Source organism: Achromobacter sp. RTa (genome assembly GCF_000757485.1).
Taxonomy (GTDB): domain Bacteria; phylum Pseudomonadota; class Gammaproteobacteria; order Burkholderiales; family Burkholderiaceae_B; genus Achromobacter.
In genome coordinates this window covers 73,549-96,557 of the sequence record NZ_JPYO01000046.1, presented here as the reverse complement: position 1 = coordinate 96,557, position 23,009 = coordinate 73,549, and the positions used below count along the sequence as shown (strand labels likewise).

At 67.0% G+C, this 23,009-nt stretch carries 22 protein-coding genes; 9 read left to right on the top strand and 13 right to left on the bottom strand.

Features of this window, described 5'->3' with window-relative positions; all coding sequences use genetic code 11:
* Nucleotides 1–284: 284 nt before the first annotated feature.
* The 4 genes from JL37_RS27575 to JL37_RS27560 all read right to left on the bottom strand — a co-directional run bounded on the left by JL37_RS27575 (nucleotide 285) and on the right by JL37_RS27560 (nucleotide 3,459).
* A complete protein-coding gene (locus tag JL37_RS27575; RefSeq protein ID WP_052097637.1) occupies nucleotides 285–719 on the bottom strand; it encodes a cupin domain-containing protein in 435 nt (144 codons plus the stop codon).
* Nucleotides 720–841: 122 nt separating this feature from the next.
* Nucleotides 842–1,720, bottom strand: a complete 879-nt coding sequence (locus tag JL37_RS27570; protein ID WP_043548382.1) for an RNA polymerase sigma-70 factor — start codon at nucleotides 1,718–1,720, stop codon at nucleotides 842–844.
* A gap of 57 nt (nucleotides 1,721–1,777) precedes the next feature.
* Nucleotides 1,778–2,440, bottom strand: coding sequence for a DedA family protein (locus JL37_RS27565; protein ID WP_052097636.1), 663 nt, complete (start codon nucleotides 2,438–2,440; stop codon nucleotides 1,778–1,780).
* A 128-nt stretch (nucleotides 2,441–2,568) separates the two neighbouring features.
* Nucleotides 2,569–3,459: a LysR family transcriptional regulator gene (locus JL37_RS27560; protein WP_043548381.1), complete on the bottom strand. Its 891-nt coding sequence runs from the start codon at nucleotides 3,457–3,459 to the stop codon at nucleotides 2,569–2,571.
* A 106-nt stretch (nucleotides 3,460–3,565) separates the two neighbouring features.
* On the opposite strand from JL37_RS27560, the gene JL37_RS27555 reads away from it, so the two are divergent.
* Together JL37_RS27555 and JL37_RS27550 are read left to right on the top strand one after the other, a co-directional pair.
* Nucleotides 3,566–4,690 (top strand): muconate/chloromuconate family cycloisomerase, encoded by a 1,125-nt coding sequence (locus JL37_RS27555; RefSeq protein WP_043548380.1) that lies wholly within the window; start codon nucleotides 3,566–3,568, stop codon nucleotides 4,688–4,690.
* A 66-nt stretch (nucleotides 4,691–4,756) separates the two neighbouring features.
* Nucleotides 4,757–5,743: a tripartite tricarboxylate transporter substrate binding protein gene (locus JL37_RS27550; RefSeq protein ID WP_043548379.1), complete on the top strand. Its 987-nt coding sequence runs from the start codon at nucleotides 4,757–4,759 to the stop codon at nucleotides 5,741–5,743.
* Between the two features lie 16 nt (nucleotides 5,744–5,759).
* Here the strand turns inward: JL37_RS27550 and JL37_RS27545 are convergent, their stop codons facing one another.
* Complete coding sequence (locus JL37_RS27545; protein WP_043548378.1) at nucleotides 5,760–6,704, bottom strand: LysR family transcriptional regulator; 945 nt, start codon at nucleotides 6,702–6,704, stop codon at nucleotides 5,760–5,762.
* A gap of 107 nt (nucleotides 6,705–6,811) precedes the next feature.
* On the opposite strand from JL37_RS27545, the gene JL37_RS27540 reads away from it, so the two are divergent.
* Genes JL37_RS27540 through JL37_RS27530 form a run of 3 tightly spaced genes read left to right on the top strand, consistent with a single transcriptional unit; the run spans nucleotide 6,812 to nucleotide 10,005 of the window.
* Nucleotides 6,812–7,969 (top strand): ABC transporter substrate-binding protein, encoded by a 1,158-nt coding sequence (locus JL37_RS27540; protein WP_156124420.1) that lies wholly within the window; start codon nucleotides 6,812–6,814, stop codon nucleotides 7,967–7,969.
* 16 nt (nucleotides 7,970–7,985) lie between these two features.
* Complete coding sequence (locus tag JL37_RS27535; RefSeq protein ID WP_043548377.1) at nucleotides 7,986–9,053, top strand: aromatic ring-hydroxylating dioxygenase subunit alpha; 1,068 nt, start codon at nucleotides 7,986–7,988, stop codon at nucleotides 9,051–9,053.
* A 1-nt stretch (nucleotide 9,054) separates the two neighbouring features.
* On the top strand, nucleotides 9,055–10,005 hold the full coding sequence (locus JL37_RS27530; RefSeq protein WP_043548376.1) for a PDR/VanB family oxidoreductase: 951 nt from the start codon (nucleotides 9,055–9,057) through the stop codon (nucleotides 10,003–10,005).
* 18 nt (nucleotides 10,006–10,023) lie between these two features.
* On the opposite strand, the gene JL37_RS27525 is transcribed toward JL37_RS27530, so the two are convergent.
* Nucleotides 10,024–10,752 carry a GntR family transcriptional regulator gene (locus JL37_RS27525; protein WP_231570443.1) on the bottom strand — a complete coding sequence of 243 codons (729 nt, stop codon included), beginning with the start codon at nucleotides 10,750–10,752 and terminating at the stop codon, nucleotides 10,024–10,026.
* Between the two features lie 277 nt (nucleotides 10,753–11,029).
* Here JL37_RS27525 and JL37_RS27520 point away from each other — a divergent pair, with 277 nt between their 5' ends.
* Nucleotides 11,030–11,932, top strand: coding sequence for a dihydrodipicolinate synthase family protein (locus JL37_RS27520; protein WP_043548373.1), 903 nt, complete (start codon nucleotides 11,030–11,032; stop codon nucleotides 11,930–11,932).
* A 16-nt stretch (nucleotides 11,933–11,948) separates the two neighbouring features.
* Nucleotides 11,949–12,914: a tripartite tricarboxylate transporter substrate binding protein gene (locus tag JL37_RS27515; RefSeq protein ID WP_043548371.1), complete on the top strand. Its 966-nt coding sequence runs from the start codon at nucleotides 11,949–11,951 to the stop codon at nucleotides 12,912–12,914.
* 53 nt (nucleotides 12,915–12,967) lie between these two features.
* Here the strand turns inward: JL37_RS27515 and JL37_RS27510 are convergent, their stop codons facing one another.
* From JL37_RS27510 to araD, 3 genes are read right to left on the bottom strand one after another with little or no spacing between them, the layout of a single operon-like run.
* The gene (locus JL37_RS27510; RefSeq protein WP_043548370.1) at nucleotides 12,968–13,957 is read right to left on the bottom strand and encodes a tripartite tricarboxylate transporter substrate binding protein; all 990 of its coding nucleotides are present in this window, start codon (nucleotides 13,955–13,957) and stop codon (nucleotides 12,968–12,970) included.
* Nucleotides 13,958–14,014: 57 nt separating this feature from the next.
* Nucleotides 14,015–14,725, bottom strand: a complete 711-nt coding sequence (locus JL37_RS27505) for a ribonuclease activity regulator RraA (RefSeq protein ID WP_043548785.1) — start codon at nucleotides 14,723–14,725, stop codon at nucleotides 14,015–14,017.
* Nucleotides 14,726–14,766: 41 nt separating this feature from the next.
* Nucleotides 14,767–16,497, bottom strand: coding sequence for an L-arabinonate dehydratase (gene araD / locus JL37_RS27500; RefSeq protein WP_043548369.1), 1,731 nt, complete (start codon nucleotides 16,495–16,497; stop codon nucleotides 14,767–14,769).
* Nucleotides 16,498–16,624: 127 nt separating this feature from the next.
* Between araD and JL37_RS27495 the strand changes: the two genes are divergently transcribed.
* Both JL37_RS27495 and JL37_RS27490 read left to right on the top strand, forming a co-directional pair.
* Nucleotides 16,625–17,314, top strand: a complete 690-nt coding sequence (locus JL37_RS27495; RefSeq protein ID WP_043548368.1) for a GntR family transcriptional regulator — start codon at nucleotides 16,625–16,627, stop codon at nucleotides 17,312–17,314.
* Between the two features lie 112 nt (nucleotides 17,315–17,426).
* The gene (locus tag JL37_RS27490; protein WP_043548367.1) at nucleotides 17,427–17,990 is read left to right on the top strand and encodes a surface-adhesin E family protein; all 564 of its coding nucleotides are present in this window, start codon (nucleotides 17,427–17,429) and stop codon (nucleotides 17,988–17,990) included.
* A gap of 41 nt (nucleotides 17,991–18,031) precedes the next feature.
* Here JL37_RS27490 and JL37_RS27485 read toward each other — a convergent pair whose 3' ends face one another.
* The 4 genes from JL37_RS27485 to JL37_RS27470 all read right to left on the bottom strand — a co-directional run bounded on the left by JL37_RS27485 (nucleotide 18,032) and on the right by JL37_RS27470 (nucleotide 22,931).
* Entirely contained in the window at nucleotides 18,032–19,324 is a 1,293-nt protein-coding gene (locus JL37_RS27485; RefSeq protein WP_043548366.1) for an O-acetylhomoserine aminocarboxypropyltransferase/cysteine synthase family protein, read from the bottom strand.
* 226 nt (nucleotides 19,325–19,550) lie between these two features.
* A complete protein-coding gene (locus tag JL37_RS27480; RefSeq protein ID WP_043548364.1) occupies nucleotides 19,551–20,522 on the bottom strand; it encodes a LysR family transcriptional regulator in 972 nt (323 codons plus the stop codon).
* A 67-nt stretch (nucleotides 20,523–20,589) separates the two neighbouring features.
* Complete coding sequence (locus tag JL37_RS27475; protein WP_043548363.1) at nucleotides 20,590–21,609, bottom strand: histone deacetylase family protein; 1,020 nt, start codon at nucleotides 21,607–21,609, stop codon at nucleotides 20,590–20,592.
* On the bottom strand, nucleotides 21,606–22,931 hold the full coding sequence (locus JL37_RS27470; protein ID WP_043548362.1) for an MFS transporter: 1,326 nt from the start codon (nucleotides 22,929–22,931) through the stop codon (nucleotides 21,606–21,608). Before JL37_RS27470 ends, JL37_RS27475 begins: the two co-directional genes overlap by 4 nt.
* Nucleotides 22,932–23,009: the final 78 nt, after the last annotated feature.

The window sequence follows — 23,009 nt, the reverse complement described above, 5'->3', positions numbered from 1 at the left end:
CGTCCATCGCTTCGGCATGGGTTGCGCGCGCTGGGCGGCAGCGTTCGCGTGTCGGTGATCTCGCGCTGCACCCATCCTACTGTGCTGGTGGCACTACGGAAGCGGCGCAGGATGGGTAAAGCGCGAGAAATCCGGGACAGGAACCCCACCCCTCCAGCGCGCGCAACCCATGCGGCCGTGTGCAGACAGCGCCCGGCGTCAAGCTAAACCGTCCATCACTTCAGCATGGGTTGCGCGCGCTGGGCGGCAGCGTTCGCGCGTCGATGATCTCGCGCTGCCCCATCCTACTGTGCTGGCAGCACTGCGGGCGCGCCCTGCTTCTTGATCAGCAGGACCAGGAACTTGGCAGGTTTGGTCTGGCTGGCGTTGCGGCCGACGGTGTGGACGTCGTCCGGGCCTTCGTAGAACGTCTGGCCGGGAGTCAGCGTCACTTCCTTGCCGCCCCGAAGTTGCATCACGATACTGCCTTCCAGGACGTAGATGAAACTGTCCGCGTCATGGCGGTGGACAGGATCCGCCGCGCCCGGCGGATAGTCCACCGTAATCATGAGCACGTCCTTGCCCGCGATGTCGGGCAAGTCCTTGGTCATCAATTCCGTGACGATGGGATCGGCGGCCTTGCCGGCATGCGATCCCTGATGCGGCGGCGCAGCAAGCGCCACGGAGGCAGCGAGCAGTCCGGCGGCTACGGGCAATCCCTTGCAGATTCTCTTCAACATGGCCTTTCCTCGATGGTGAGTGGGTACGGGTCCATGGTAGGAAACCGGGCGGCGCCCCGGTAGATCCCTGGGCGGGATCATGATGTTGTCCGCGCGGCACCAATGCGCGGCACAGGCCGGGTTCAGCCCGGCGCGAAAGCCGTGGCCACGCGGGCGAGCTTGTCGGGATTGCGCTGCACCAGCACACGGACGATGCGCTCCCCGTCGGTTTCGTAGGACTGCACCGATTCCAGTTCGCCCTCGATGAAGCGCAGCAACGTCCATTCGCCGTTCACCTGCGCCAGTTTCACCCGCAGACCGTTGCCGTAGCGCCGCTTGCCGGCGTAGAACAGCTGCGCCAGCCGCCTGCCGCCCATCAGGCTGGCGAAGCTGGGCACCTTGCCGCCGCCGTCGCCGATCAGCTCGGCGTCGTCGCTGAGCAAGGCATGCAGGCCGTGGAAGTCGCCGTGCTGCATGGCATTGGCGAAACCCTGCATCAGCCGATGATGGGTTTCGCGAGACACGGCGTGGCGGGGAGCCTTCTGCCGCAGTTGCTGCTTTGCGCGCCGCACCATCTGCCGACAGGCAGCCTCGGTCTTGCCTAGGGTACGCGCGACGTCCGCGTAATCCTCGTCGAACACCTCGCGCATCAGGAAAGCGGCCCGGGCTTCCGGCGACAGCCGTTCCAGCATGAACAGAAACGCCACCGACACATCGTCGGCGAACTCGTGGATTTCCTCCGGCGTGGGAGGCGCGGGCATCAGCACGGGCTCGGGCAGCCAAATGCCCAGGTAGCTCTCGCGCTGCGCCTTGGCGGCGCGCAGCCGGTCGATGGAAAGCCGCGTAGCCACCGTCACCAGCCAGGCCTCGGGATTGTCCAGCGTGGAAGGATCGGCCTCGTGCCAGCGCAGCCAGGTGTCCTGCACCACGTCCTCGGCCTCGGCGACGGCGCCCAGCATGCGATAGGCGATCGCGTGCAGGCGCGCGCGATGGCGGTTGAACAGACTGGTGGAGTCGGTCATGGGCGACGCCCGTGACAGGGCGTGAAATGGTCGGGGGACGCGCGCTATTTTGCGGCCTCACCCTGAAAACGGCAAGCGCCCCTCCCCGCCGGCCTGCTCGCGCGCCTTGGCCAGCACCGCTCGCCGGCAATAGCGGTACAGCGCATATGCGGCCAGGGCCGTGCAGCCGATGCCCAGCGCCGGCCAGCCCAGCCGGGAAGCCAGCAGGAACATGGCCTTGATCTGCGGCGCAAACGCCGCGCCCAAGGCCAGCCCCGCCGACGCCCACAAGGCGACGCCCGCGCAATCGTGCCAGACGAAGGTCCGCAGCCTGACAGCCATCGCGCCGCAAAGCGGCACCGCAACGAGCGCCAGCCCGGGCACGAAGCGCGCAACGAACAGCAGCCGCACGCCCCAGCGCTCGAAGAACCCCTCCGTCCTGCTGATGCAGCTGTCGCGCGATGGAGTCAGCGTGCAGACGGCATGCAGCGTGCGCCCGCCGTAACGCCTGCCTCCCTGGAACCAGACCAGGTCCCCGAGCAGGCCGCCGCCGACGGCGGCGCCCAGCGTCAGCGCGAACTGGGGCAATACCGACAACAGGTCATGCGCGGCGACCGCGCTGCCCGCCCCGACGGCGACCAGCGTCGGCATGACCGGCAGCGGCAACCCCAGCGAGGCGCCCAGCACATTCAGGAACACGGCCAGCGCGCCGTATTGCGCGATCAGCTCATGAGACGGCATGGCGGAGCTCCTTCGAAGTGCCGCGGTGAAGTCAGGGATGAGCACCGATCGTATCGGCGTGCGACGCGCGGCAGTAGGCCCGCGCGCGGACGCACCATGTTGCGCCGGCAACAACAATCCCCCTGCGGCTACCCCGGCGCGCGCGCCAGCTCCGCCGCCAGCGACAGCGCGCGTGCGAGGAACGGCGACGCGTCATCCTTGCGGTAGCTGACGATCACGGGCGAAACAAAGGCATCCGCGTCGATGCGCACGTGCGCCACGTCCTGCCGTTGCAGGCGCTGCACCGAGGCCGGCACCACGCTCACCCCCAGCCCCGCCGCAACCAGGCCGATGGCGGTCTGCAGTTCATTGGCTTCCTGCACCACCTGCAGGGCATGCCCCGCCGCGCGGAACAGACCCAGCACGTGGTCCGCGAAGTTCGGACGGGGCCGCGCCGGATACAGCACGAAGGGCTCTTGCGCCAGCCGTTCGACCGACACTCGCGTCAGGCCCGCCAGCGGATGGTTCAGGGGCACCGCGGCCATGAGCGGCTCGGTCATCAGCACGCGCCGCTCGATCGCCGGATCGTCCAGCAGGATGCGGCCGATGCCCAGGTCGATGCGGCCCGCCTTCAGCGCCTCGAGCTGCGGCAAGGTGGTCATCTCAGCCAGGCCGACCTCGACCAGGGGATCGGCGCTGCGCAGCCGTCGGATCAGTTCGGGCACGAAACCGTACAGCGTGGACGGCACGAAGCCTATGCCGAACCATCGCCGCTGCGTCTGCCCCAGCCTGCGCGTGCCTTCCAGCACTTCTTCCAGGCGCACCGTCAGCAGGCGCGATTGCTCAAGCAGGAACCGGCCTGCGTCCGTGAGGCGCAGGGCCCGGGTCGTCCGTTCGAACAGCTGCACGCCCAGCTCCTCCTCGAATTGCCGGATCTGGCGGCTCAGCGGCGGCTGGGCCATGTGCAGCCTGGCGGCGGCGCGCGTGAAGCTGCCTTCCTCCGCGACCGCCTGGAAATAGCGCAGATGCCTGAGCTGCATGGCTTATTTAGACTATAAAGGTATTAATTGGAACCCATATAGTCTTGGACTCGGCGTGAAAATGCAAGCCATACTGCGGCCATCGTAGAACCTCAGCTATAAAAGTATGAATCAGGCAAGCATTCTCTCCGTCGAAGCCATTCTGGTGGACCTGCCGACGATCCGCGCCCACCAGCTCGCCATGGCCGTCATGCAGCGCCAGACGCTGGTGATCGTGCGCCTGCGCTGCAGCGACGGCATCGAGGGCATCGGCGAAGCCACCACCATCGGCGGCCTCTCCTATGGCGAGGAAAGCCCGGAAGGCATCAAGCTGGCCATCGATACCTACCTGGCGCCGGCCCTCATCGGCCTGGACGCCGCCAACATCCACGCCGCCATGCGCCGGCTGGAGTCGGTGGCCCGCGGCAACCGCTACGCCAAATCCGCGCTGGAAAGCGCGCTGCTGGACGCCCAGGGCAAGCGCCTGGGCGTATCCGTGTCGACGCTGCTGGGCGGCGCGGTGCGCACGCGCCTGCCGGTGCTCTGGACCCTGGCCAGCGGCGACACCGCCCGCGACATCGAGGAAGCCGAATCGCTGCTGCAAAGCCGCCGCCATAACACCTTCAAGTTGAAGGTGGGCCGGCGCGCGGTCTCGGACGACGTGGCCCACGTCTCGCGCATCAAGCAGGCGCTGGGCGACCGCGCCCGCGTCACCGTGGACGTGAACCAGGCCTGGAACGAGGCCGACGCCGCCGGCGCCATCGCCCGGCTGGAAGCGGCGGGCGTGGACCTGATCGAACAGCCCATCCCGCGCGCCAACCTGGCCGGTATGGCCCGCCTTGCGGCCCGTTTCGTGGTGCCCATCATGGCGGACGAAGCGCTGAATGGCCCCGAGGACGCGCTGGACATCGCGCGGCTGGGCGCCGCCGACGTGCTTGCGCTGAAGATCTCCAAGTCGGGCGGCATCCACGAGATGCTGCGCACCGCCGCCGTGGGCGACGCGGCCGGCATGTCGCTCTACGGCGGCACCATGCTGGAAGGCTCGGTGGGCTCCATCGCTTCCGCCCATGGCTTCGCCTGCCTGCCGCGCCTGTCCTGGGGAACCGAGCTGTTCGGCCCGCTGCTGTTGAAGGACGACATCGTCGCCAACCCGCCGCGATTCTCGGATTTTGAAATGGAACTGCCCGACGGCCCCGGCCTCGGACTGGCGCTGGACGAGGACAAGCTGTCCTTCTACCGCCGGGACCGTTGAGGCCCGGCGGCATCGCGCGCGCCCTGGGCGACGCGCCACAATAATTCAAGCACTACGGAGACCATCATGCGCTTGCGTCATGCATTCAACACTCTGGTAATGGCCTGCGCCGGCCTCGCCATCCTGGGCAGCGCCCCGGCCGCGCGGGCGGACGGCTATCCCGAACGCCCCGTCAAATGGATCGTGCCCTTCCCGCCCGGCGGCGCCATGGACAGCATCGCCCGCACCCTGGGCGAATCGATGGGCAAGCAACTCAACACGTCCTTCATTGTCGAGAACCGCGCAGGCGCGGGCGGCAACATCGGCGCGGCCAGCGTGGCCCGCGCCAAGCCCGACGGCTACACCATCCTGATCGTCGCCAACGGCATGGCCGTCAATCCGGCGCTGTACACGGACCTGAACTACGACCCCATCAAGGACTTCGCGCCCATCTCGCTGCTGGCCGTGGTGCCCAACGTGCTGGTCACCAATCCTGCCCGCACCGGCGCCACCAGCGTGCAGGACGTGATCGCCAAGGCCAAGGCGCAGCCCAACCACTACACCTATGCCTCGGCGGGGGTGGGCACGTCCATCCACCTGGCGGGTGAACTGTTTCTTTCCATGGCCAACGTGGAAATGCTGCACGTGCCCTACAAGGGCAGCGGCCCGGCCATCGCCGACCTGCTCGGCGGGCAGGTCGACTATATGTTCGACAGCATCACCTCGGCCAAGCCGCACATCGAGGCGGGCAAGCTGCGCGCCCTGGGCGTGACCACCAGCAAGCGGTCGGCCGCCCTGCCCAATGTGCCCACCATCGCCGAAAGCGGCCTGCCCGGCTATGAACTGATGCCGTGGTTTGCCGCCTTCGCCCCGGCGGGCACCCCGCCGGAGGTCGTGGCCAAGCTGAACGGCGCCATGCGCCAGGCCTTGGCGGACCCGAAGGTGCGCGCCACGCTCGATTCGATCGGCGCCGAGTCCATCGGCGGATCGCCCGAGGAACTGCGCGATTACCTGGCCCGCGAAACCGCGCAATGGAAGACGCTGGTCAAGGAACGCAACATCAAGATCAACTGAACCCGGGCGCCGCCGCTCACGCCCCACGGCGCCGCTTGCGCGCGGCGTCCCAGGGGTATCCGTCGAACGTTTCTTTCACCAGCTCGCGCAGCCAGATGATCGCGGGGTCCTGGTGAAAGCGCGGATGCCAATGCTGGCGCAGCGCGAAGGACGGCAGCGGCAGCGGCGGCTCCAGCACCTTGACGACGCCGTAGCCGCCGAACACATTCCCAAGCTCCTCGGGCACGGTAGCGATCAAGTCCGGATACTGGTCCAGCAATAGCGGCACCACCAGGAAGTGAGGCGTCGACAGAAAGATGTTGCGCTTCACGCCCTGCTCTTCCAGCGCGCTGTCATAGGCCTCGGACGACCTTCCAGCCAAGGTCACCACGATCTGCGGCATACGCTGGAACTGCTCCAGCGTCATCTCCTCGCCCACCTCCTTGTTCTTCACGCTGACCAACGTTACGAACCGGTGCATGAACAACTGCTGCTGGAACAGGCCCTGCGGAGCGGCGCGCAGCGATCCCAGCACCAGATCCACTTCGCCCGAAGCCAATAAAGGCTCCACCTGCGGCAACGGCACCTGCCGGGTGCGCAGTGTGCAGTGCGGCGCCAGCTCCCTGAGCCGCTTGATCAGCGGCGGCAGGAACACCAGCTCTCCCATGTCGGTCATGCAGAGGGTGAACACGCGCATGGCCGAGGCCGGGTCGAACTGCGCCTGCGACAGCACTTGCCCCCTTATGGTCGTCATCAGAGCCAGGATGGTGGGCGCCAGGCTCTCGGCCTTGGGGGTGGGCTGCATGCCCTGGCCGGTCTTCACGAACAGCGGATCGTCGAAGAAGGCGCGCAGCCGATTCACGGCATGGCTCATCGCGCTTTGCGATAGGCCCAGTTGCTCGGCGGCGCGCGTCACGCTGCGCTCGCGCAGCAGGCCGTCGAATACGGCGAGCAAGTTCAGGTCGAGTTTCTCGTTATGCATAACGTGCATTTCCAGAATCCGCTTCATGACATTGACGCATATTCTGCTGCTCTCTATCTTGTTGTCAAACGCCGCGCAGATCGGCGTTTCCACAAGGAGACAACATCTTGAACGCCCTCTTTCACCCCGTGCGCGCGGTGCTGGTTTCGTGCGCTCTTCTGTCCTGTAGCGCCGCCTCGGCGGATGTCCGCGTCGGCGTCATCCTGTCGCTTACCGGCCCGGCCGCATCGCTGGGCGGCCCCGCCAGGAACGCCGTCGAACTGCTGCCGCGCGAGGTCGCGGGCGAGACGGTCCGCTACATCGTTCTCGACGACGCCTCGGACGCCACCGGAGCCGCCCGCGCTTTCCGCCGGCTGGTGGACGAGCACAACGTAGACGTGGTGCTCGGCACCTCGGTCACGCCCGCCACGCTGACCCTGCTGCCCGTGGCACAGGAGAAGAAGGTGCCTTTGATGAGCCTCGCGGCCGGAGCCAAGCTGGTCGAGCCCATGGACGCGCAACGGCGCTGGGTGTTCAAGGTGGTGCAGAACGAGAACCTGATGGTGGCCAGGACCGTCTCGCACATGAAGGCAGCGGGCGCGAAAACGCTGGGCTACATCGGCTTCGCCGACGCCTACGGAGACAGTTGGCTGGCCGAAGTCTCCGCGCAGGCGGAACGCGCCGGCATCAAGCTGGTCGCCGCCGAGCGCTATGTCAAGACCGACACCAGCGTCACCGCGCAAACGCTGAAGCTGCTGGCGGCCCGGCCGGACGCGGTCATCGTGGCGGCATCGGGCACGCCAGGCGCGCTGCCCCAGAAATCGCTGCGCGAGCGCGGCTACGCCGGCCGCATCTACCAGACCTACGGCATCGCCAACCGCGAGTTCCTGCGCATTGCGGGCAAGGACGCCGAGGGCGCGCTGTTCGCCGTAGGGCCGGTCGTCGTCGCCAGCCAGCTGGACGAATCCAATCCGATACGCGCGGTCGCCATGGACTTGACGCAGCGCTACGAAGCCGCCCACGGCAAGGATTCGATGTCGGTGTTCGCGGCCAACGCCTGGGACGCCGGCATCGTGCTGCAGCGCGCGCTGAAGGCCACGCTGGCCCAGGCCCAGCCTGGCACGCCGGAGTTCAGGTCGGGTCTGCGAGATGCGCTGGAGGCCACCCGCGACGCCGTCACCTCGCAGGGCGTATCCACCATGTCGCCCACCGACCACGTCGGTTACGACGAACGCGCGGCGGTAATGGTGCAGATCAAGGACGGCGCCTGGCGCTACGTGAAATAGACAGAGGAGAAAACCCATGTTCGTCAAAAACACCTGGTACGTCGCCGCCTGGGACAAGGAAGTCAGCGCCGAAGGCTTGTTCTCGCGCACGATCACCGGCGTGCCGGTGCTGATGTACCGCGACAGCGCCGGCCGTCTGGTCGCGCTGGAGGACCGCTGCTGCCACCGCGGCGCGCCCTTGTCGGTGGGCCGGCGAGAAGGCGATTGCGTGCGCTGCATGTATCACGGGCTGAAGTTCGATCCAACGGGCGCCTGTGTCGAAGCGCCCGCGCAGGCGCGAATTCCGCCCCAGGCCAAAGTGCGGACCTTCCCCGTGGTCGAGCGGCACCGCTGGATCTGGATCTGGATGGGCGATCCGGAACGCGCCGACGCCGCCGTGATCCCCGATACGCAATGGCTGGACCACCCCGACTGGCGCAGCCAGGACGGGTACATCCACTACGACGTCAACTACCTGCTGATCGCCGACAACCTGCTCGACTTTTCACACCTGCCCTTCGTCCATCCGACCACCCTGGGCGGCAGCGAGGACTATGCCTCGGTATCGCCCAAGGTCGACCGGCTGCCCGATGGCGTGCGCATCACCCGCTGGACGCTCAACACCGAGGCGCCGGCCTTCGCCAAAAAGGTCCGGGAATGGCCCGGCCTGGTCGATCGCTGGAACATCTACAACTTCACGCTGCCCGGCATCCTGCTGATGGACTCCGGCATGGCCCCGGCCGGCAACGGCGCGCAGGAAGGCAACCGCCAAGACGCGATCGAGTTCCGCGGCTGCCAGGCCCTGACTCCCGAAACCGCCACGTCGACGCATTATTTCTTCGCGCATCCGCACAACTTCTCCATAGACCGACCCGAAATCACATCGTCCATACACCAAAGCGTGGTGGAAGCCTTCGACGAGGACCGGGACATCATCACCGCGCAGCAGCGGTCCCTGTCGCTGGCGCCGGATTTCAAGATGGTGCCGCTATCCATCGATGCCGCGCTCTCCCAGTTCCGGTGGGTGGTAGCGCGCCGCATCGAGGAAGAACAGCAAGCGGCGGCCACGGGAGCGGACGTCCGTGCCGCGAAGGCGGTGGCCTGAGATGCGGCGGCTAGTCGTCAGCCGGATCGCGCGCGAAGCACGCGGCATCCTCGGCCTGCACTTGCGCAGCCGCGACGGCGCCATGCTGCCCGCCTTCGAAGCTGGGGCGCACGTGGACGTGGCGCTGGGAAATGGCCAGCTCAGGCAGTATTCCCTGTGCGGCGATCCGGCGGAACTGAGCGTCTACCGGCTGGGCGTCGGCCTGGCCCCGGACTCGCGCGGCGGATCCCGCTACATCCACGAACAACTGCGCGAAGGAGACCTCGTGGAGGTCAGCGAACCCCGGCAACTGTTCGGGCTGCATGCGCAGGCCGCCGGCCACGTCTTCATCGCCGGAGGCATAGGCATCACGCCCATCCTCAGCATGATCCATGCGTGCGAGAGACGCGGCGAACCATGGCGGCTGCTGTACTGCGTGCGCGAGCGCGACGCGGCGGCCTACCTGTCCGAACTTGCCGTCTACGGCGAGCGCGTGGACCTCCACGTCGATAGCGAACGCCACGGCGCCCGCTGCGACCTGGACGCCTACCTTGGCGCGCGGCAAGATCCCGGCTTGCATGTCTATTGCTGCGGGCCGGCGCCGCTCATGGATGCGGTGGCCACCGCGTGCGAACGGCGCGGCATCGCCGCGGCCCGCGTGCATTTCGAGCGTTTCGCCGCAGTCGCAGAGGCCGCGGCGCATACCGGCGAGGCCTTCCTGATCAAACTGGTCCGCAGCGGCGGCAGCCACGAAGTCCCCCCGCACAAGTCCGTGCTGGACGTGCTGCAAGCCGCCGGCGTCGCCTGGCCGCACTCATGCCGCGAAGGACTGTGCCGCAGTTGCGAAGCGGGCGTGCTCTCCGGAAATATCGATCACCGCGACTATGTGCTCAGCGACGAAGAGCGCGCGGCGGGCCGCAGCATGATGGTCTGCGTCTCGCGCGGCTGCGGCACGCTGGAGCTGGATGTGTAAAGCCGGCGTCGGCAGGCCCTACCCCAGCTCCTGCAACGCCGAGGCATCCAGCAGATGATCGACGATGGCGAGGATCTGGTCGGCGGCTTCGGCGATGTGCCGCTCCAGCGCGGCCTCGGCCTGCTCGGCCTGGCCGTGCCGCGCAAGGGCGATCAGTTCGCTATGTTCGTCATGGGCCTGCTGGCGGATAGGCGCGTTGACGATCTGGAAGCGGAAGTAGCGTTCGGACTTTTCATGCAGCGCGCGCGCCATGGCCAGCGCGGCGGGCCGTTGCGCCGAGCGGTACAGCAACTCATGCAGTTGCCAGTTCAGGCGGCCCCACTGCTCGGGTTCGGCCGTATCCATCTGCGCCACCACCTGGCTGGCCTGCTCCAGGTCCTGGGCATTGTGCTGCTGCACGGCCAGGCGTAGCAGCCATGGCTCCAGCCGCAGACGGATGTCGAAAAACTCCTGCACCTCGGCGCGCGACAGCATGGATACGTAGGCGCCCCGATGGGGAATCATGTCGATCAACCCTTCCGCGCTGAGCTGCCGGATGGCCTCGCGCACGGGCAGCCGGCTGACGCCCAGCTCCTCCGCGAACAGCTCCTGGCGCAGCGCAGAGCCGGGAGGGATCGCGCCGGACAGGATGCGGTCGCGCAGTTCGTCCACCACCAGCTCGACGGCGGTCTTGCGCACGAGGCGGCCGGGGGAACCGGCTTGGGGACGGGACGGGGAAGTAGCGGGAAGCGACGAATTCTGAGACATGAAACCTGCCTGGTTGTGCCGTCCGGCGGTCGCCGCACGGTATGGGCATGACGAGACCGCTGCCGCCATGCCCAGGAAAACCCCGAGAGACAGCCGGTACCGGCAACCCGTTTAATGTGAGTATATTGGATCCATGATCCAGTTCAACCCGCCGCTAGCCTGGCGGCAGTCCCGAGGCCCGCGCCTCGTTTTTTTAAACCTCAAATTTTGGATCCAATATCCAAAAACCAAATCTGGCCGGCCCGGCCGGACGGATCAAACATCAGGAGCTGCAGCAATGAGCATTCAATGGCAAGGCGTTTTCCCCGCCGTCACGACCAAGCTGAAATCCGATTTTTCACTCGACCTGGACGCCATCCGCCAGGGCTTGGAACGCCTGATCGAGAACGGCGTGGGCGGCGTCGTGATGATGGGCATGGTGGGCGAAAATGCGCAGCTCTCGCCCGAAGAAAAACTGGAGGTGCTGCGTACCGCCGTGGAAACGGTGCGCGGACGCGTGCCCGTGGTATCGGGCGTGGCCGAGACCGGCACGGCGCGCGCTGCCGCCTTCGCGCAGGAAGCCGCCCGCATCGGGGTGAATGGCCTGATGGTGTTCCCGGGCCTGACCTACAAGTCCGACGCCCGCGAGACCGTGGCCTTCTACCGCAGCGTTGCGCGCGCCAGCGCCTTGCCCATCCTGCTCTATAACAATCCTCGCGGCTACGACGTGGACCTGACGCCTGATCTGGTGGCCGAGCTGCTGGAAGAGCCGACCATCGTCGCGATCAAGGAGGAATCCTACGACACCACCCGCGTGACCGACCTGATCACGCGCTTCGGCGACCGGCTGGCCGTGGTCTGCGGCGTGGACGACCTGATCCTCGAAAGCGCCGCGCTGGGCGTAACCGCCTGGGTGTCCGGCATGGCGAACGCGGTGCCCAAGGCGTCGGTGGACCTGCTGAAGCTGGCTGTCGAGGGCGACTTCGTCCGCGCCCGCAAGCTCTATGCCGCGCTGACCCCGCTGTTCCACCTGGACACGGTGGTCAAGCTGGTGCAGCACATCAAGCTGGCCGAACACCTGATCACCGGCAGCGCCGAAACCGTCAAGCCGCCTCGTCTGGACCTCGCCGGCGCGGAACGCGAACGCACCATCGCCATCACCAAACAGACGCTCGCGGATCTTTCCGCCCTGGGCTACTGATACCGGAGCCGCCACCATGCGCCCCTACCGCCTGTCCGCGCTGGTCTTCAGCGCCCTGTCCGCAGTTTCCGTCCTGTCCGCCGCGCACGCCGCGGACTACCCAGCCCGCTCGATGGAACTGGTGGTCGCCTACCAGCCCGGCGGCGGCAGCGACAACACCGCGCGCGCGATCGCCGAAGCGGTGCGCCCGCCGCTGCTGGCGCAACCCACGGTGGTGATCAACAAACCCGGCGCCAGCGGTTCCATAGGCTGGTCCTATGTCGCCAATGCGCAGCCCGACGGCTACCGGTTGGTGCTGATGACTCCCGAAATGCTGGTGGTGCCCCTCATGGGCATCGGCAAGACCACGGTCGGCGACTTCCAGCCCATCGCCCGCTTCACCGACGACCCGTCGTCGGTCACGGTGCGGGCCGACGCTCCCTGGAAAACGGTGGAGGAGTTCCTCGCGGACGCCAGGAAGAACCCCGAGCGCGTTGCAGTCTCCAACGCGGGCATCGGCACCGTGCCGCACATGGCGGCGGCGGCGCTGGGCGAGCAAGCCGGCGTGAAGTTCGTGCACGTTCCGTACCAGGGCTCGGCCCCGGCCATCATGGGCTTGCTGGCGGGCGACGTACAGGCGACCACGGTAGCCTACGCCGAGCTGCAACAGCACGTCGAAACCGGCAAGCTGCGTACCCTGGCCGTCATGGCCCCGAAACGTCTGGACAATCTGCCGGCCGTGCCCACCATGAAGGAAAAAGGCGCTGACCTTCAGTTCAGCGTCTGGCGCGGCATCGGGCTGCCCAAGGCCACGCCCGCGGATGCCGTGGAAAAATGGCGGGCGGCGGCCCGCCAGGTGGCGCAATCCCCTGACTTCCAGGCGCTGATGCGCAAGCAGAACCTGACGCCCTCCTACGCCGATCTGCCGCAGTTCGCGGCCGACGTGGCGCGCCAGGAAGAAGCGTTCAAGGCGCTGGTGCCCAAGCTGAATCTGAAGCCCTGAGCCATAAGTTCCGAGCACGGGCGCGGCGCCGAAACGCCGCCCCGGTCCAGCCTCTATTCGACCGTCGCGCCCGACTTCTTCACGACCTCCGCCCAGCGCGGGATCTCGGCCGCCATCAGGTCGCGCAGTTGTTCGGGCGTGCTGCCCACCAGCTCCATTCCCATCGTCTTGCCGAGCTTCTCCTGCACGTCGGGTTCTTTCAGGATCAGCGCGAGTTCCTGCGCCAGCTTGTCCAGGATGGGTTTGGGCGTGCCCTTGGGCGCGTACACGGCCTGCCAGGACGCCATCTGGAATCCCGGCACGCCGGCTTCCTGCATTGTCGGCACGTCAGGCGCCAGCGCGATGCGGTCCTTGGTGGTGACGGCCAGCAACTTGAGCTTGCCCGTCTGCAACAGCGGCAGCGCAGCCGTCATCTGGTCGAACATGAAGGTCACCGCGCCCGAGGACACGTCCACCATCGCGGGCGGCGTGCCCTTGTACGGCACGTGCGTGAGCGGCACGCCGATCATGCCTGAGAACAGTTCGCCCGCAAGATGGGTGGAGGTGCCCGCGCCGGAGGACGCGAACGTGCGCTTGCTCGGGTCGCGCTTCAGCAGCGCGATGAGCTCGGCCACCGAATTCACCCCCAGGTTCGGGTCCACCAGCAGCACGTTGGGCAGATAGGCGATCAGCGACACCGGCTCGAAGTCCTTGACCGGGTCGTACTTCAGGTTCTTGTACAGGCTGGCGTTGATGGCGTGCGTGCTGATGGTGCCGCCGAACAGCGTGTAGCCGTCGGGCGGCGCCTTGGCCACGTAGGTGGCGCCGATGCCGCCGGCCGCGCCCGGCTTGTTTTCCACGATGACGTTCTGGTGCAGGCGGTCGGCCAGTTTCTGGGCCAGCACCCGGCCCACCACGTCGGTCGACCCGCCGACGGTGAACGGCACCACGTAGGAAATAGGCTTTTGCGCCGGCCAATCGGCCGCATGCGCGGGCAATGCCAGCGTGCCCAGCATGGCCGCGCCCAGCAGCGCGGCCAGCGCGCCGCGTCGTTGCTTGTTCATGGTTGTCTCCTGCCTTTCGTTATCGGTATGGGGTGCCGGCCGTGCCGGCGGCAAGGCTCAACGGCCCTGTTGCTTGCGCCATGCGGCGAATTTGTCCTTGGTGCCCGGATCGGTGGGCGGATACAAGCCGAGGATGGACGCGCCCTGCTGCACCTGGCTGGTCACGAAATCCTCGAAGGCCGTCATTTCCACGGCCTCGACGGCGATCTCGTCCGCCAGGTGGGCGGGTATCACCACGACGCCCTCGCGATCGCCCACGACGATGTCGCCGGGCCATACGGCCACGTCGCCGCAGCCGATGGGCGCATTGATGTCCAGGGCCTGGTGCAGCGTAAGGTTGGTAGGCGCCGAGGGGCGCTGGTGATACGCGGCAAAGCCCAGCTCGGCGATTTCGGGCGAATCGCGGAACCCCCCGTCCGTCACCACGCCAGCCACGCCGCGTTTCATCAGACGCGTGACCAGGATGGAGCCGGCCGACGCCGCCCGCGCATCCTTGCGGCTGTCCATGACCAGCACCGCACCCTCCGGGCAGGTCTCGACCGCGACGCGCTGCGGATGCGAGCGGTCTTCGAATACCTTGATGGTGTTCAGGTCCTCGCGCGCGGGGATGTACCTCAGGGTGAACGCCGGACCGACCATATTGGGCAGCGAGGCGTTCAGCGGACGCACGTCCTGGATGAACTGGTTGCGCAGGCCGCGCTTGAACAAGGCGGTGCACAGGGTGGCGGTGCTGACGCCGGCCAGCCTGGCGCGGGTTTCGGGATGCAGTTGGGACACGGTGGCTCCGGATGTCGGGATGAGGAAAAGCGTCAGAAAATCTCGGGTTCGGGCACGGGCGCGCCGAATCCGGTTTCCAGGAAGTCGAAATCGCAGCCGTCGTTGGCCTGCAGGATGTGGCGCGAGTACATCCAGCCATAGCCGCGCTCGTAGCGCCTGGGCGGCGGCGTCCAGGCGGCGCGGCGCGCCGCCAGCTCTTCATCGCTGACGTTCAGGTGGATGCTGCGGGCCGGCACGTCCACGGTGATCAGGTCGCCCGTCCTCACCAGGGCCAGCGGGCCGCCCACATAGCTTTCGGGAGCGACGTGCAGGATGCAGGCGCCATAGCTGGTGCCGCTCATGCGGGCGTCGGACAGGCGCAGCATGTCGCGCACGCCCTGCTTCACGAGCTTGGTGGGGATGGGCAGCATGCCCCATTCGGGCATGCCCGGGCCGCCCTGCGGCCCGGCATTGCGCAGGATCATGATGTGGTCGGGCGTGACGTCCAGGTTCTCGTCGTCCACCGCGGCCTTCATGCTGGGATAGTCGTCGAACACCAGCGCGGGCCCGGTATGCCGCAGGTACTGCGGCGCGCAGGCGCTGGGCTTGATCACACAGCCGTCGGGGGCGATATTGCCGCGCAGCACGGCAAGCGCCCCTTCGTCGTAGATGGCGGTCTCCAGGGAGCGGATTACGTCGTCGTTGTAGACCTCCGCCCCGGCGATGTTCTCTCCCAGCGTCTTGCCGGTAACCGTCATGGCGGAAGCATCCAGATGGCCGGGCAGCCGCGACATCAGCGCCGGCAACCCGCCGGCATAGTAGAAGTCTTCCATCAGGTAGGTGTCGCCGCTGGGCCGGATGTTGGCGATCACGGGCACCTTGCGGCTGGCGGCGTCGAAGTCGTCCAGGCCGACGGCGCAGCCCGCTCGGCGCGACATGGCAACCAGGTGCACGATGGCGTTGGTGGAGCATCCCATCGCCATGGCGACATTGATGGCGTTCTTGAACGAGGCGAGGCTGAGGATGCGCTGTGGCGTCAGGTCTTCCCAGACCATCTCCACCACCCGCCGCCCGCATTCGGCGGACATTCGCATGTGATTGACGTCCGCCGCGGGGATGGATGAGGCTCCCGGCAGCGTCATGCCTATGGTCTCCGCGATGGCGGTCATGGTGCTGGCCGTGCCCATGGTCATGCAGGTGCCGTAGCTGCGGGCGATGCCGCCTTCCACCTCGGTCCATTGTTCCTGGGTGATCTTGCCGGCGCGCCGTTCGTCCCAGAGTTTCCAGGCATCCGAGCCGGAACCCAGGATCTTGCCCTTCCAGTTGCCGCGCAGCATGGGGCCGGCAGGCACGTAGATACAGGGCAGCCCGGCGCTGATGGCTCCCATGATCAGCCCCGGAGTGGTCTTGTCGCAACCGCCCATGAGGACGGCGCCGTCCACCGGATGGCTGCGCAGCAATTCCTCCGTCTCCATGGCGAGGAAGTTGCGATACAGCATCGTGGTCGGCTTGACGAAGGACTCCGACACCGAAATGGCGGGCAGTTCCACCGGAAAGCCTCCGGCCTGGAACACGCCGCGCTTCACATCCTCGACCCGCTGCTTGAAATGGCTGTGGCAAGGATTCAGGTCCGACCAGGTATTGACGATGGCGATGATGGGGCGGCCCGCCCAGTCATCCGGGCCGTAGCCCATCTGCATCATGCGGGAACGGTGGCCGAATGAGCGCAGGTCATCCTTGGCCATCCAGGCGGCGCTGCGCAGGCTTTCGTAGGAACGTTTCATGGGGTGCGGCGTTTGAACAGGATTCGATGCCGCCATTTAAACACTAATGTATTAGTGCGTCAGCTAGGTGAAAACCCGCTACACTCGGGCATCTCCATTTCCGTGGCCCTGCCCTTCGCGCTACCCGATGCCTAGCCCCAAGCTCCGACTGGACCGCTCGCGCCACGCGGCGCCGCAGGTCTTCGAACACCTGCGCGAACAGATCGTATCCCTGGAACTCGCCCCCGGGGCGCCACTGTCGCGCGTGACGCTGGCGGACACCTATGGCCTTAGCCAGACTCCGATCCGCGACGCCCTGATGCGGCTGGCCGAGGAAGCGCTGGTCGAGATCTATCCCCAGCACACGACCGTGGTCAGCCGGATCGATATCGCCGCCGCCCGGGAGGCGCATTTCCTGAGAAGGTCCCTCGAACTCGAGATCGTGCAGACGCTGGCGCAGCGGCCCGATCCGGCGCTGTTCCAACGCTTGCAGGCCAGCATAGAACTGCAGCGCGCCAGCCACGCCAGCGGCCAATACCAGCAATTCATCGACGCCGACCAGGCGTTCCACCGCGACATGCACGAAGCCGCCGGCGTGGGCAGGCTGTGGGAACTGGAACAGCGCTACAGCGGCCACCTCGACCGCCTGCGGCGCCTGCACCTGCCGGAGGCCGGCAAGGCCGAGCGCATCCTGGACGATCACCAGCGCCTGCTGGACGCCATCGTCGCCCAGGACCCGCAACGCGCCCAGCAAGTGCTGCGCGAGCACCTGTCGGGCACACTCAGCCAAGTGGCCGAGATCTGTAAGCGCTATCCGGAATACGTATTGACAGCCTAGGGCCGAAAGGACGCGCCCAAGCGCCCTCCCCGCCGGTATGATCAAGGGCATCCCATGGCTTCCTGGGAGCGCGCCGGGCAATGGCCCGATGCTTACCGAACGGAACATCCCCATGACCGCAAGGCACGCAAGATCCCGATTCGCACTGGCCGCGCTGGCCGCCGCGTGCGCCTGCGCCGCGCCGGCAGCCCAGCCCGGCGCTTGCGTAACCATCACGGTGCGCGAAGGAGACCCCGTGCCGGCCGACGCCTGCGCGGTGAACGTGGTGCCTCGGGACCCGGGGCCGGCCGGCATGCTGTTCGGCGGCCCGGAGTGGGTGCCGCTGGACCCGCAGGCCATGCCGGGCGTGTTCTATGACAGCGCTTCGATCAAGCCCGTATCCGAACGTCCGGCCGTGATGGCCGTGACGGTCGCCTGGTTCTATGCCCAGACGCGCATCTCCGAAACCAACGGGCAGTCGTATCGCTCGGTGACCCAGCCGGTCAGCCTGAACTGCGAAGCCGACACCTATACCGTGGACCAGACGCTGCATTACGCTGGCGAGAACGCTACCGGCAAGCTAGTGGAGTCCCTCCCCACGGCGGGCATCCGCGACGCGCCCATCGCTCACGACCCCGTGCAGCGCAGGCTGCGCGAGCTGATCTGCCCAGGCGGCAACAGAAGCCGGCTCAAATAGGCCGCGCGCAGCACGGGCCGCGATCGCGCGGCCCGCTGCCGTCACGCCTGGGCCAACGCCTGGTCCAGGTCGGCCAGCAGGTCATCGATGTGCTCGATGCCGATGGACAGGCGCACCGTTTCCTCCCGCACGCCCGCCTTCTGCAGTTCTTCCGGATTGAGCTGGCGGTGGGTGGTGGATGCGGGGTGCGTGGCCAGCGACTTGGCATCGCCGATATTGACCAGGCGCGTGAAAAGCTGCAGCGCGTCCTGGAAGCGCGCGCCGGCCTCGCGGCCACCCTTGACGCCGAACGTGAACAGGCCGGGCGCCTTGCCGCCCAGGTACTTCTGCGCCAGCGCATGGTCCGGATGGTCGGGCAGGCCCGCGTAGTTGACCCATTCGACCTTCGGATGCTCGCGCAGGTAGTTGGCCACCTTCACGGCGTTTTCCACGATGCGGTCCACGCGCAGCGCCAGCGTCTCGATGCCTTGCAGGATCTGGAAGGCATTGAAGGGCGAGATGGCCGCGCCGGTATTGCGCAGCGGCACCACGCGGGCCCGGCCGATATAGGCGGCCGCGCCGAAGGCCTCGGTGTAGACCACGCCGTGGTAGCTGATGTCGGGCTCGTTCAGGCGCTTGAAGCGGGCCTTGTGCTCGGCCCAGGGAAACTTGCCCGAATCGATGATGGCGCCGCCCAGGCTGGTGCCGTGGCCGCCCAGGTATTTGGTGAGCGATTGCACCACGATGTCGGCGCCGTGCTCGATGGGGCGCAGCAGGTACGGCGACGGCACGGTGTTGTCCACGATCAGCGGCAGGCCATGGCGATGCGCCAGGTCGGCCAGGGCCGCGATGTCGGTGATGTTGCCCAGCGGATTGCCGACGGATTCCGCGAAGATGGCCTTGGTGCGCTCGTCGATCTGCGCCTCGAACGAGGCCAGGTCGGCGGGGTTGGCGAAGCGGGTGGAGATGCCGTATTGCGGCAGCGTGTGCGCGAACAGGTTGTACGTGCCGCCGTACAGCGTGCTGGAGGAAACGATGTTGTCGCCGGCTTCGGCGATCGTCATGATCGCGTAGGTCACCGCCGATTGGCCGGAGGCCAGCGCCAGCGCGGCGACGCCGCCCTCCAGCGCCGCGACGCGCTGCTCCAGCACGTCCGTCGTCGGATTCATGATGCGGGTGTAGATATTGCCCGGAACCTTGAGATCGAACAGGTCGGCGCCATGCTGCGTGTCGTCGAACGCGTAGGCCACCGTCTGGTAGATGGGCACGGCCACGGCTCGCGTGGTCGGATCGGGACGATAGCCGCCATGCACGGCAATGGTTTCAAGCCGCCAGGGCTTTTTCGGGTCGCTCATGTGTCTCTCCAGGGAAATGCGTTATGAATGGTTCTTGGACGGCGAACGCGCTCGCAGCGCGCAGGATACAGCCGATGCCGCGCCGTTGCCATGAGCACCGGCGGACAGACGCACGTAACCATACCCCACAATCCCGGCCGCCCAGGGCTGCGTGCATAAGGCCGCATAGCCTCCAGCCTGCCCGGGGACGTCCTCATCTTGCCTGGGGACTGCCAGGCGCGCGCATTCATCCCGCCCGCGATTCCAGCTGCGTGCGGTTCAGGAAGCGTTCGAAGGCGGCTAGGTACGCAAGCTCCACGGCGCTCAGCTTGCGCTGCTTGTGCCATGCCAGGAACACATCGATTTCGGCCACCGATTCCGCGGGGGGCAGGCGCCGCAGCTCGCCGCTCATCACGTCCTGGCGGATCAGGTGTTCGGGCAAGAAGCTCAGCCCGATGCCGGCCACCACCATGCGCCGGATTTCCTCGATATTGGGCGACGTGCCCACGATGCGGCCGGTAAAGCCCTGCTGATCGCGAAAGATGGTCAGCGGCGACAGGGTGTCGCCGATCTGGTCGCTGGCGAAACAGACGAAATTCTGGTCCATCAGGTCTTCCAGGCAGACCCGCTGCCTGGAAAACAGCGGATGATGCCGTCCGCAGACGACCGCGTAGCGGTGGCGCAGGAACAGCCGGCGCTCCAGCGCCTCGACGGGCTTGCGGCACAGGCATATGCCCAGCGCCGGCACGCGTTTGGCCAGCGCGTCCAGGATGGCGGCGCTGGGCAGCACGTCGACATGGAATTCGATCCTGGGATAGCGCCGGTGGAACTGCGCCAGGAAATCGTCGTATGCCGGACTTTGCACCTTGCTCATCACCAGCAAGCGCAAGGCGCCAGCGATTTCGGCCCGGTCCTGCGTGGCGGCGTTCTCGATGCGCGCCATCGTGCCGTACATATCGCGGGCGATGGCGTAGATCTCGTCGCCCAGCCCCGTCAGGCGGAATTCGCCATTGCGCCGGTGCAGCAGCATGCCGCCCACCGCATCCTCCAGCCGCTTCAGCGCCTGGCTGACTGCGGGCTGGCTGAGGTGCAGCGCCTGCGCCGCCCTTCCAACCCCGCGCTCCTGCACCACGAACATGAACGTGCGCAACAGGTTCCAGTCCATGCGCTCGGGAGCCAATGACAGAGGTGACGGTTTGCGGGCGGCGGGCAGTGGCATGGCATGGCGGCGGAGTCGAAGGGAGCGGCGGGTCGGACCCCGCGCCGGCCGCGCCGCCGCCGCGCGCTCAGGCGCCGGCCAGCCCCGCGAAAAAGCGCGATGCGTTGGATTCCAGACCCTCGATATAGTAGCCGCCTTCCTGCACGATCAAGGTCGGCAAGCGCATGCCGCCCACTTCGCGGCCCAGGCGCTCGAAGCCATCCTCGGTGACGCCGACCATGGCCTGCGGATCCTTTTCGAAGATATCGAAGCCCAGGGACAGGACCAGCGCGTCGGGCTGGAACAGCTCGATCGCGCGGCGCGCCTGAGCCAGGCGGTCGAAGAACACGGCTTCCGGCGAACCGTGCGGCATGGGCAGGTTGATGTTGTACCCATAGCCCTCGCCCGCGCCGCGCTCGTCTTCGAAACCCGCCACCACCGGGTAGAAATTTTCCGGATCCCCGTGGATCGACACATACAGCACGTCGTTGCGCTCGTAGAAGATTTCCTGGATGCCCTGCCCATGGTGCATGTCCGTATCCAGGATGGCCACGCGCGCGAACCGGGACCGCAGGCGTTGCGCGGCGATCGCCGCGTTGTTCAGATAGCAGAAGCCTCCCGCGGCGTCGCGCCGGGCGTGATGGCCCGGCGGGCGGCAGATCGCATAGGCCTGGCGTTCGCCGGCCAACAGGCATTCCGCGCCCGCCACGGCGCACTGCGCAGACCAATAGGCGGAATGCCAGGTCTGCGGCCCCACCGGGCAGCTGCCGTCGGCCAGATAGCGTCCCGCCTTGGCCAGCACGCCGCGCAAGGCGTTGGGTTCCCTGACGAAGACGTTTGACACGACCTCGCCGCCCCAATCGCCGGGCAGCTTCATCCAGTCGTCGTGGGCGCCTTGCAGGAAACGCAGATAGTCCAGCGTGTGCACGGCCGACAGCGCCGCCGCGCCATGATCGGCCGGCGCCTGGACATCGAAGCCCAGCTTGCGGGCGGCGCGCACCAGGCCGTCCAGGCGCGCCGGCACTTCCTGCGGCGTGCGCATCTTGCCGCGGGAAAAATAGGTCTGCGGATGATGGAGCTTCTGGTCGTCGTGGAAAAATGCCTTCATGCTTGGTGATCCTTCAATTGAAAATGCTCGGTGCGCTGGCCGGCATTGCCCAACAGCAGCACGGAAACCAGGGAAAGCAGCGATATCGCCGAAAACAGCACGGCCAGCGGCCACCACTGGCCTTTGAAGTTCTCGGCCAGCACCGTGCCGAGCAAAGGCGTCAGCCCGCCGAAAATGGCGCCCGACAGCTGGTAGGCCAGGGAGATGCCCGTGTAGCGGATGCCCGTCGGAAAGCTGTCGCTGACATAGCCCGCGATCACGGCGTAGTAGGCGCCCATGAACAGCACCGCCACGCCCACCCCCAGCGTGATGCTGGTGAGCGAGCCCAGGTCCACCAGGTTGAACATGACGTAGGGCGTGAAGATCGACGCCAGCGCCGTCGCCCCAAGAAAGCGCAGATTGCCTACGCGGCTTGCGATGTAGGCGGCGAGCGGCGTAATGAAGAACTGCATGATGGACACGACCAGCAGGCAGTCCAGGATCACCGCGCGGCTCAAGCCCGCGTACTGCGTGGTGTAGGCGATCATGAAGGTATTGGTGAAGTAAAAGCCGGCGATGCCCAGCACATTGGCGCCGACCGCCAGCGCCAGCAGCCGCGGCGCGCCGCGCAGCACCTGCGCGAGCGGCGCCTGCGCGGGCCGGGCGCGCTGGGCCTGCGCCTGCTTTTCCGCCAGGAAGTCGGGCGATTCGTTCACGCTCAGGCGGATCGCGAAGCCCACGACCAGCAGTACGGCCGAGAACAGGAAGGGAACGCGCCACCCCCAGCCCAGGAAGGCCTCGTCGTCCAGGGACGTCACCAGTTTGAACATCAGCATCGACAGGATCAGGCCGGCGGGACTGCCGAGCTGCGCGAACGACGCGAAGAAGGTGCGCTTGGCCCGGTCCGGCGAATGCTCGCCGGCCATCAGGACCGCTCCGCCCCACTCGCCGCCGACCGCGATCCCCTGCACGATGCGCAGCAGGATCAGCAGCACCGGCGCCCAAACGCCGATGGACGCGTAGGTGGGCAGCAGGCCGATCAGCACCGTCACCGTGCCCATCATCACCAGCGTGATCACCAGCGATTTCTTGCGCCCGATCTTGTCGCCGATGTGGCCGAAGATCACGCCGCCCAGCGGGCGGGCGAAGAAGCCGACGGCGAAGGTGCCAAGCGCGGCCAGGGTCCCGTAGAAACCCGTCGCCGATGGAAAGAACAGCTTGCCGAACACCAGCGCGGCGGCGGTGGCGTAGATGTAAAAGTCGTACCACTCGATCATGGTGCCGACGAACGCGGCGGTCGACGCGCGCACCGGCTGGTGCCCTGTCGCGGTATTTCCCCTCATGTTTATCTCTCTTAAGGCAGGTTGAGGTCTATCAGCCAGCTTTTATAGCCTTCGCCCAACCATAAGAAAAATTCTTAT